Source organism: Falsiroseomonas selenitidurans (assembly GCF_012103215.1).
GTDB lineage: Bacteria > Pseudomonadota > Alphaproteobacteria > Acetobacterales > Acetobacteraceae > Falsiroseomonas > Falsiroseomonas selenitidurans.
Genome location: NZ_JAAVNE010000040.1, coordinates 39,550 through 49,200 on the forward strand (window position 1 = coordinate 39,550; position 9,651 = coordinate 49,200).

Consider the following 9,651-nt stretch of genomic DNA (forward strand, 5'->3'; position numbering starts at 1 on the left):
CGCCACGCGAACGGGGACCCCGGACCATGCGGATGATCGGGCAGGACAGCCTGAAGACCCGCCGAACCCTCACGGTGGACGGCAAGGACTATCATTATTTCAGCCTGCCCGAGGCTGCGGCGGCCATCGGCGACCCGGCGCGCCTGCCGGTCAGCCTGAAGGTGCTGCTGGAGAACGTGCTGCGCTTCGAGGATGGCCGCAGCTACACGGTGGACGACGCCAAGGCCGTGACCGGCTGGCTCGAGAAGGGCTCCTCCACCAAGGAAGTGCCGTTCCGCCCCGCCCGCATCCTGCTGCAGGACTTCACGGGCGTGCCCGCCGTGGTGGACCTCGCCGCGATGCGCGATGCGCTGTCCAACCTCGGCGGCGATCCGAAGAAGGTGAACCCGCTGGTGCCGGTCGATCTCGTGATCGACCACTCCGTGATGGTGGACTTCTCCGGCACCGCGAATGCGCTGCAGAAGAACGTCGATGTGGAGTTCGAGCGCAATGGCGAGCGCTATGAATTCCTGCGCTGGGGCCAGTCCGCCTTCGCCAATTTCCGCGTCGTGCCGCCGGGCACCGGCATCTGCCACCAAGTGAACCTGGAATACCTGGCGCAGGTCGCCTGGACCGCGCAGGACGGGCCGGACACCTACGTGTTCCCGGACAGCTGCTACGGCACGGACAGCCACACCACCATGGTGAACGGCCTGGGCGTGCTCGGCTGGGGCGTCGGCGGGATCGAGGCCGAGGCCGCGATGCTCGGCCAGCCCATCGCCATGCTGATCCCGGACGTCATCGGCTTCCGCCTGGTCGGCAAGGTGCGCGAGGGCGTGACGGCCACCGACATGGTGCTGACGGTCACGCAGATGCTCCGCAAGAAGGGCGTGGTCGGCAAGTTCGTCGAATTCTACGGCCCGGGCCTGGAGGACATGGCGCTCGCCGACCGTGCCACCATCGGCAACATGGCCCCGGAATACGGCGCGACCTGCGGCTTCTTCCCGGTGGACCAGACCACCATCGACTACCTGCGCCTGTCCGGCCGCGACGAGCACCGCATCAAGCTGACCGAGGCCTATGCCAAGGCGCAGGGCCTGTGGCGCGATGCCTCCACGCCGGACCCGGTGTTCACGGACACGATGGAGCTTGACCTGTCGACGGTCGAGCCCTCCATGGCCGGGCCGAAGCGGCCGCAGGACCGCGTGCCGCTGACCCAGGTCTCCACCAGCTTCGGCAAGGACCTGGCCGCCGGCACCATGGGCGTGCCGGGCGACAAGGCCGATCTGCGGGTGCCGGTTTCCGGCAAGAACTACGACCTCGGGCATGGCGACGTGGTGATCGCGGCGATCACGTCGTGCACCAACACCTCCAACCCCTATGTCATGGTCGCGGCCGGCCTGGTGGCGCGCAAGGCGCGGGCGCTGGGGCTGACGCCGAAGGCCTGGGTGAAGACATCGCTGGCCCCCGGGTCCCAGGTGGTCACCGAATACCTCGACAAGGCCGGGCTGACGGCGGATCTGGATGCGCTCGGCTTCCAGACCGTCGGCTATGGCTGCACCACCTGCATCGGCAATTCCGGCCCGCTGGAAGACCCGATCCTGGAGGCGATCGAGGACAACAAGCTGGTCGTCTCCTCCGTGCTGTCGGGCAACCGCAACTTCGAGGGCCGCGTCCACGCCAATGTCCGCGCCAACTACCTGGCGTCGCCGCCGCTGGTGGTCGCCTATGCGCTGGCCGGCACGGTGAAGCTGAACATCACCACCGACCCGATCGGCACGGGCAGCAACGGCCAGCCGGTGTTCCTGAAGGACATCTGGCCGAGCCAGAAGGAAGTGAACGACACGGTTCACGCCGCCGTGTCGCGCGAGATGTTCATGCAGCGCTACGGCGACGTGTTCAAGGGCCCGGCGCAGTGGCAGGCGATCCGCGTCGACACGGACAGCGATACCTATCGCTGGAATGGCGGCTCCACCTACGTGCAGAACCCGCCCTACTTCACCGGCATGACGATGGAGATCCCGGCGATCCCGCCGATCGCCGGGGCGCGCATCCTGGCCGAGCTGGGCGACAGCATCACCACCGACCACATCTCCCCGGCCGGTGCCATCAAGAAGGCATCCCCGGCCGGCGACTACCTGCTGGAACACCAGGTGCGCCAGCATGACTTCAACAGCTACGGCGCCCGCCGCGGCAACCACGAAGTCATGATGCGCGGCACCTTCGCGAATACCCGCATCCGCAACGAGCTGGTGCCGGGGATCGAAGGCGGCATGACCAAGCACCACCCCTCGGGCGAGGTGCTGCCGATCTATGACGCGGCCATGAAGTACAAGGCCGAGGGCGTGCCGCTGGTGATCTTCGGCGGCAAGGAATACGGCACCGGCTCCTCCCGCGACTGGGCGGCCAAGGGCACCTTCCTGCTCGGCGTGAAGGCCGTCATCACCGAGAGCTTCGAGCGCATCCACCGCTCGAACCTGGTCGGCATGGGCGTGCTGCCGCTGGTGTTCCAGAATGGCGAGACCCGCCAGTCGCTGGGCATCACCGGCGCCGAGATCATCGACCTGGAAGGGCTGGAGACGCTGAGCCCGCGCATGGATGTGGGCCTGGTGATCCATCGCCCGGACGGCACCACCCACCGCACGACGCTGACCTGCCGCGTCGATACGGCGGATGAGGTGGAATACTACAAGAATGGCGGCATCCTGAACTACGTGCTGCGCGGCATGGCCAAGGCGGCCTGAACCGGATCCGGCCGGGCCGGCGGGAGACGGGGCGCGGTCCGCAGGGGCCGCGCCCTTTTTGCTGCGCGGCGCGGCAACATCGCGGTCGCGGAACCTTCGCCCGCGGCCGCCGCTTTCATCGCGCCACACGCCAAGGAGGCCGATCCTGACGCCCTCGCCCCCTGCCGGTCCCAGCCCCCATCGGGTCGCCGTCGTCATCAATGCCGCCTCCGGCACCGCCCTCGGCCGCGACACCATCGAGGCCGAGGTCATGCGCCACCTGGCAGCTGCCGGGGTGGAGGCGGTGCTGGTGCCGGACCATGCCGAAGGGCTGCTGGCGCGGCTGGACGAAGCGGTGGCGATGGGTGCGCAGGCCGTGGTGGTCGGCGGTGGCGATGGGTCCATCGCCGCCGCCGCGGCGCGGCTGATGGGCGGGGAGGCGGCGCTCGGCATCCTGCCGCTCGGCACCATGAACCTGCTGGCCAAGGATCTCGGCATCCCGCTGCCGCTGGAGGCGGCGGCCGCGGCGCTGGCGCAGGGCACCATCCGCGCCATCGACGTGGCGGATGTGAACGAGCATGTCTTCCTGTGTTCCTCCGTGCTCGGCAGCCCCTCCTGGCTCGGCCGGCACCGGGAACGCGGGCGCGGCAAGCGGGGCCTGCGGCCGCGGCTGGTCTTCATCCTCGCCGCGCTGCGCTCCGAATGGCGGCACCGGCCGATGCGGCTCAGCGTGCGGCTGGGCGAAGGCCGCACCGTGCGGCTGTGGACCCGGGCGCTGGCGGTGGCCAACAACCGCTATGCGGAGGGTTTCGGCCTGATGATGACCCGGCCGCGGCTGGATGCGGGGGAACTTGCCCTCTATGTCGCGCGTCGCTACGGGACATGGTGGTGGGTGAAGATGATCGCGGGCATGTTCCTCGGCACCTGGCGCGGCTCCCGCCTCGTGCAGGAACGCACGGCGCAGCAGGTGACCATCGGCTCCGCGCGCACCGCGATCCGCGTGATGAATGACGGAGAGGCGCTGCTGATCCCGCCGCCGCTGGTCTACCGGATCCACCCCGGCGCGCTGCGCGTCATCGTGCCCGGCCCACCCGCGGAGGACCCGCCCGCCGGGACCGATCCCCTGCCCCGCGCTTCCGCGCCGCCGGTCGCATGACGCGCCGTGTCGCCCATCTCTCGGATCTGCATTTCGGCGCCGAGGACCCCAGGGTGGTGGCCAGCTTCGCGCAGGAGCTGGCGGATTGGCCGCCCGACCTCATCGCCGTCTCCGGCGACCTGACCCAGGGCGCGCGGCATGAGGAATTCATTGCCGCCATGGCGTTCCTCGACGGGCTGCCGGCACCGCGGCTGATCGTGCCCGGCAACCACGACATATCGCCCTACAACCTGATGGAGCGCTTCACCGACCCCTATCGCCGCTGGCGCCGCCATGTCCATGCGGCGACGGAGCCGGTCTTCGCGGATGCGGAGATCGCCGTGGTCGGCATGAACACCGCCCGCCGTGCCGGGCTGTACCTGAACTGGGCGCGCGGCCGCGTCTCCGGCACCCGGCTGGCGGCGGCGGAAGGTAGGCTGGCGGCGCTGCCGCCCGGCCTGTTCCGCATCGTCGTGGCGCATCACCCCTTCCTGGCGCCGGAGCTGAAGCCGGGCGCCAGGCTGGTCGGCAATGCCGAACCGGCGCTGGCCGCCTTCGCGCGGCACGATGTGCGGCTGGTACTGACCGGCCACCTGCATCTGGGTGACGTCCGCCCGGTGCGGGAGGGCGGGCTGGTGGTGGCCCAGGCGGGCAGCGCCACCTCCATCCGGCTGCGCGGCACGCCCAATGCCTACAACCGCATTGTGGTGGAGGAGGGCCGCGCGCGCGTCACGCCGCGGGTCTGGCATGGCACGGGCTGGGAAGACCTGGCCCCGGCGAAATAGGTCACCGCCGGAAGGCGCGGTCTTTCATGGCCGCAGCGCCCGGCCCAGCGCCAGGCTGGCCGGCAGCGCCAGGGCGCAGAGCACCGCCATGGCCCAGAAGCCGGCCCCGCCGGCGGCGGCATAGAGCGGCCCGCAGGCCAGGGCCAGCAGCCCCATCCACAACCCGACGCCGAAGGCCGCGTGCAGGGTCTGCGCCGTGCCGGCTTCGGCCGGCGGCACCACCCGGGCCAGCACCGCCATCGTCGCCAGGTGCTGCATGCCGAAGGTCGCCGCGTGCAGCGCCTGCGCCGGAACCAGCAGCCAGGGATCGACCGTCAGCGCCGTGACCCCCCAGCGCAGCACCCCCGCCGCGGCCGCCACCAGGGAAAGTCCGACCGGGCCCAGCCGCCCGACCAGCCCCCGCCCCCACAGGAACAGCGCCACCTCCGCCAGCACCCCCACCGCCCAGAGCCCGCCGATCAGCCCGGCGCCGAGCCCGGCCGCCTGCCAGTGCAGCGTGCCGAAGCCATAATACAGCGCATGGCTGCCCTGGATCAGCGCCGAGACCAGCATCAGCCGCCGCACCGCGGCAATCCGCAGTGGCGCCAGGAAGCCGGCCCAGCCGCCGGCGGCCGCCCGGCTGGCGCGCGGCGCCCGGCCCGGCAGGGCGAGCGCGGCCAGGGCCGTCGCCGCCAGACCCGCCACCAGCAGCCAGGCGGCCGCCTCGATGCCGGCCCAGGCCACCGCCTGGCCGGTGGCGATGGCCGCCAGCATGAAGGCGATGCTGCCGGCCGCGCGCACCCGGGCATAGTCGAAGCCGCCCGGCGCGCGGGCGGCAGCCAGCGCCAGCGCATCGGTCAGCGGCACCACCGGGGCGAAGGCGGCGCTGTGCAGCGCCATCACCAGCAGCAACAGGAAGAAGCCTGCCGGCAGCAGGAAGCCGCAGGCGGCCAGCGCCGCGAGCGCGGCGCCGGACACCAGCAGCGCCCGCGCATCGCCCAACGCATCCGCCAGCCGCCCGCCCGCCGGCCCCGCCAGCAGCCGCACGCCGGCGGCAACCGCCAACAGCACCCCGACCTCGGCCGGCGAGAGGCCGCGCGCGGCCAGGATCGAGGGCAGGAACGGCAAGGTGATGCCCACCACCACGAATTGCGCGCTGTAGAGCAGGACGAAGCGGGTCGCGGCGTTCACGGGCGCAGGCTGGCCGCTGCGGCGGCCGCCGCCAAGGGGCCGGCGGCAGACAATCGGCGGGCGCCGGGGCGCGGCGCCGACGGGGCCGGTCAGCCCGCCGGTTCCATCGCCCGCACCGGGCCGGCCGTGCCGGTTCCCGAGCTCGCCGCGCCCTGGTCCATGCGCGCCAGCACCAGGCCGGCGGTCTCCGCCGCGCCACGGATCGTCACCACCTGTTCGGCCAGCCGGCGTGCGCCCTGCGCCAGGGCCACCTGGTCCGGCGTGCCCGGACCTGCCGCCATGCCGGCTTCCAGCCCGCGCAGGACAGCCGCGGCGGCGACGCGCTCGATACTGTCGGCGGCGGCGAGGATGCGCGCGGCGGCCTGTTCCGGCGTCACGGTGTCAAGCCGCGCCGGGTCCCCCTCCGCCAGGCTGGCCTGCCGCAGCCGTTCCAGCGCCCTGGCCAGGGCACCGGCCTCGTCGTGGCGGGCGGTGCCGGGCACTGCGATGTGGAGGTCGCCCTCGGCCATCGCCAGGGCGACCTGGCGCAGCGCCCGGTAGGGGGCCAGCAACAGGCGTTCCAGCAGCAGCGCGGCGATGCCGGCCAGCAGGGTGGCGGCGGCCAGCGTCAGCGCCAGGGCAATCAGCGCCACCTGGCCGGGATCGCCCAGCGGCTCGGCGCGGGGCTCGGGCCGGGGGGACTCGGCCGCCTGGCCCAGGGCGAACCGCCCCGCCCGCTGCGGCGGCGCGACCGGATGGGCCGGCCCGTCCGGCGCCATCAGGAGCTGCCAGCGGCCAGGGTCGCCTTCCAGCGCGCGCAGGGCGCGGTCCATGCCGGCCAGCGTCGCCGGTTCTGCCGGCGGCGGCGGTGCCAGCCGCGACAGGGCCTCCTTCGGGGACACCGAATCCCGCTCCGGCGCCGGCATCGGCGGCAGCAGCAGGGCGGCGGCGAGGCACAGCGCGCCCAGCGCGCCCAGCCCGGCGCACCAGGCCAGCCGGCCCGACCCGGCATCGGCCGGCGCGGCGGGGGCGGCCCCGCCCAGGTCGGCGCGCCTCTGGAACCGGTCCAGCCCATGGCGGAAGGTTGGGCACATCCGGGCCTCCTGCCCTTGTGTCGACCCGGGGGGTGGGCCACCACCACAGGCTGCCGGAGGGAGGTTGATGGTTCGTTGCCCGCGGGCCGAACATCGCCTCCGCGGGCCTGCCGCTGTTGCCAAGGGCGCGGCGCCGTGCCACGCAACCCACCGCCCCCACGGACCATGTCGAATACCCAAATGTCCGATTTCCAGAAGCCACATGGCCAGATGTTCGCGCCGCGGGTCCGCGCCGTGCTCGGGCCGACCAATACCGGCAAGACCCACCTCGCGATCACGCGGCTGCTGGCGCATGCCTCCGGCATCATCGGCTTCCCGCTGCGCCTCCTGGCGCGCGAGAACTACGACCGCATGGTCGCCGCGAAGGGGGAAAAGCATGTCGCGCTGATCACCGGTGAGGAAAAGATCATCCCCCCCGAGGCGCGCTGGTTCGCCTGCACGGTGGAAGCCATGCCGCTGGACCGTCGCGCCGAATTCGTCGCGGTGGACGAGATCCAGCTCTGCGCCGATGCCGATCGCGGGCACATCTTCACCGACCGGCTGCTGCATGCGCGCGGCATGGTGGAGACGATGTTCCTGGGCGCGGAGACCATCCGTCCCCTGCTGCAGCGCCTGGTGCCGCAGGCCGAGATCGAGACGCGCCCGCGCCTGTCGCAGCTGAGCCACGCCGGGCCGGCCAAGCTGACGAAGCTGCCGCCGCGCAGCGCCGTGGTGGCCTTCAGCGCGGCGGAGGTCTACGCCATCGCCGAAGCCATCCGCCGCCGCCGCGGTGGCTGCGCCGTGGTGATGGGCCGGCTGAGCCCGCGCACCCGCAACGCCCAGGTGGCGCTTTACCAGAACCGCGAGGTCGATTTCCTGGTCGCCACCGATGCCATCGGCATGGGGCTGAACATGGATGTGGACCATATCGCCTTCGCCGACCTGCAGAAATTCGACGGGCACCAGATCCGCACGCTGAACGCCCAGGAGGCGGCGCAGATTGCCGGCCGCGCCGGCCGCGGCATGCGCGACGGCACCTTCGGCACCACGGCGGACTGCCCGCCCCTGCCCGAGGAACTGGCCCGCCAGATCGAAGGCCATGTCTTCGAGCCGCTGGGCCAGATCGCCTGGCGCAATTCGGACCTCGACTTCACCAGCATCGACGGGCTGCTGGACAGCCTGGCCACCGCCCCGCCGACGCCTGGCCTGTCCAAGGGCAATGACGCGGTCGACCACATCACGCTGAACGCCCTGGCGCGGGAGGCGGAGGTGCGCGGCCTGGCGCAGGGCCGCGCCCGCGTGCGCCTGCTGTGGGAAGCCTGCCAGGTGCCGGATTTCCGCAAGATCGCCGATGACAGCCATACCCGGCTCTGCGCCAAGATCTTCGGTCATCTGGCGACCGACGGAAGGCTGCCGACGGATTGGGTCGCCGGCAACATCGCGGCGCTCGGCAATGTCGAGGGCGACCTCGACACGCTGATGGCGCGGCTGGCGAATATCCGCATCTGGTCCTACATCGCCGCCCGCGCCGATTGGCTCAGCGACGCGGAGACGCAGCAGGCGGAAGCCCGCAAGGCGGAGGACTCGGTGTCCGACGCGCTGCATGAACGCCTGATCGCCCGCTTCGTCGACCGCCGCGCCGCCCACCTGATCCGCCGGCTGGACGACACGGAGGAGACGCTGCTCTCCGCCGTGACGCGGCAGGGCGAGGTGGTGGTGGAGGGCCACACGGTCGGCAAGGTCAGCGGCTTCCACTTCCATCCGGACCCGGATGCGACGAAGGAGGAAGACAAGCGCCTGGTGCTGCGCGCCGCCCGCCGCGCATTGCGGGAGGAAATCCCGCGCCGCCTGGCGGCGCTGGAGACGGCGAAGGACGAAGCCTTCCGCCTGACGCCGCAGCACCGCGTGGTGTGGGACGAGGCGGAGGTGGCGCGGCTGCGGCCGGGGCCGGAACCGCTGAAGCCGCATGTGGACGTGATCGCCACCGAATTCCTGGACAACGCCCAGCGCGAGCGCGTGCGCCTGCGCCTGGCCGCCTGGATCGACAGCCTGGTGAAGCGCGAATTGGGCGGGCTGGAGGCGATCGAGGCCAAGGCGGCGGAAGACAACACGCTGCGCGGCCCGGCCTTCCGGCTGCGGGAGGCGATGGGCCTCGCCCCTGGCGCGACGGAGCGCGAGATTCCGGCCGAGCTGCGGGCCCGGCTGAAGGGCATCGGCATCCGCGCCGGGCGCTACGCCATGTACCTGCCGGACGTGCTGAAGCCGCGCGCCATGGCGCTGCGCGCCCAGCTCTGGGCGCTGCGCCGCAACCTGCCGACGCCGCTGCTGCCGAATCCGGGCCTGGTCTCCGTCACCCTGCCGGACCCCGCCCCGGGGAGCGCGGCGCCCGCCGCCGCGGACATCCGGGCCGAGGGCGCGGCAGAGGCGCCGGCCGAGACGGCCGCGCCGCGCGGGCCGGAAGCCTGGCCGCCGGGCTTCGCCATCATGGCCGGCTGGCTGCCGGCCGGCCGCGTGCTGCTGCGCCTCGACGTCGCCGAGCGCATCGCCGGCGAACTGGGCTACCTGACGCGCCGCGCCCCCGCCCCGGTCCCGGATGGCCTGGCCTCCCGCCTCGGGGTCAAGGGCGACACGCTGTCCATGGCGCTGGAGGCCATGGGCTTCCGGCTGATCCCCTCCACGCCGCTCGAGGAAGGCCAGTTCGGCCCGCCAGCCCCGGCGCGGATCAGCGCGGTGCGCCAGGACCGCGGCCCCGGCCCGCGCGGCCCGCGGCGCGACGGGCGTGGCGAGGCGCGCGGCGAAGCCCGTGG

General features: G+C 72.7%; 6 protein-coding genes. 4 read left to right on the top strand and 2 right to left on the bottom strand.

Annotated features, from left to right (window positions below; all coding sequences use genetic code 11):
- Positions 1–26 precede the first annotated feature (26 nt).
- From acnA to HEQ75_RS20425, 3 genes are all read left to right on the top strand, one after another.
- Positions 27–2,723, top strand: a complete 2,697-nt coding sequence (gene acnA / locus HEQ75_RS20415) for an aconitate hydratase AcnA (RefSeq protein WP_168033968.1) — start codon at positions 27–29, stop codon at positions 2,721–2,723.
- A 145-nt stretch (positions 2,724–2,868) separates the two neighbouring features.
- A complete protein-coding gene (locus tag HEQ75_RS20420) occupies positions 2,869–3,858 on the top strand; it encodes a diacylglycerol/lipid kinase family protein (protein WP_407925902.1) in 990 nt (329 codons plus the stop codon).
- A complete protein-coding gene (locus HEQ75_RS20425) occupies positions 3,855–4,622 on the top strand; it encodes a metallophosphoesterase family protein (RefSeq protein ID WP_168033970.1) in 768 nt (255 codons plus the stop codon). The genes HEQ75_RS20420 and HEQ75_RS20425 overlap by 4 nt, the downstream gene beginning before the upstream one ends.
- A 24-nt stretch (positions 4,623–4,646) precedes the next feature.
- On the opposite strand, the gene HEQ75_RS20430 is transcribed toward HEQ75_RS20425, so the two are convergent.
- The gene (locus HEQ75_RS20430) at positions 4,647–5,792 is read right to left on the bottom strand and encodes an MFS transporter (protein WP_168033971.1); all 1,146 of its coding nucleotides are present in this window, start codon (positions 5,790–5,792) and stop codon (positions 4,647–4,649) included.
- Between the two features lie 89 nt (positions 5,793–5,881).
- The gene (locus tag HEQ75_RS28855; protein ID WP_168033972.1) at positions 5,882–6,865 is read right to left on the bottom strand and encodes a HAMP domain-containing protein; all 984 of its coding nucleotides are present in this window, start codon (positions 6,863–6,865) and stop codon (positions 5,882–5,884) included.
- Positions 6,866–7,045: 180 nt separating this feature from the next.
- On the opposite strand from HEQ75_RS28855, the gene HEQ75_RS20440 reads away from it, so the two are divergent.
- Positions 7,046–9,651, top strand: a 2,606-nt coding sequence (locus HEQ75_RS20440; protein ID WP_235962002.1) for a helicase-related protein, incomplete at its 3' end; no start/stop codon positions are given.

Bases quoted from the DNA above. Each gene is read 5' to 3' on its own strand.
- acnA (WP_168033968.1), top strand. From the start codon at position 27: ATGCGGATGATCGGGCAGGACAGCCTGAAGACCCGCCGAACCCTCACG.
- HEQ75_RS20425 (WP_168033970.1), top strand. From the start codon at position 3,855: ATGACGCGCCGTGTCGCCCATCTCTCGGATCTGCATTTCGGCGCCGAG.
- HEQ75_RS28855 (WP_168033972.1), bottom strand. From the start codon at position 6,865: ATGTGCCCAACCTTCCGCCATGGGCTGGACCGGTTCCAGAGGCGCGCC.